The sequence below is a fragment of the Bradyrhizobium sp. Kon56 genome, assembly GCF_055807635.1.
In genome coordinates, this window is record NZ_JBVVOU010000299.1 from 1 (window position 1) to 310 (window position 310).

A 310-nucleotide genomic window follows, 5' to 3' on the forward strand; every position below is an offset into this window, starting at 1 on the left:
CCCGGCTCGAACATTTCGCCATAAACCTTATTCCAAACTCGTATTGCAAACTGTCAACAATCACAGTGATGTGCTATGTGCCGCAATGATTAAAGTGACCTCGGAAGTATCAATCACTCACCCCAGAGTCATCCATGATTAAGAGGGCTTTGATATGCAAAAAACTACAGCTTCGCCGAAGTTCCTGCACGGACATCATAACGCTACGAAAACCAAAGGCTCGCTGAGTATCGCCATAGGCATGATCCCCCTTCCCCCGTTCGAGAAGTTCAGTGCGACTGAAAATATACTCATGCGATACAACGAGGAT

Annotated in this window: 1 protein-coding gene; it reads right to left on the minus strand. The window is 46.5% G+C overall.

All coding sequences use genetic code 11. The annotated features are described in order from the left end of the window. Window positions 1-109: 109 nt before the first annotated feature. On the minus strand, window positions 110-310 hold a 201-nt coding region (locus AC0L3B_RS39045; RefSeq protein ID WP_473383039.1), incomplete at its 5' end, for a hypothetical protein.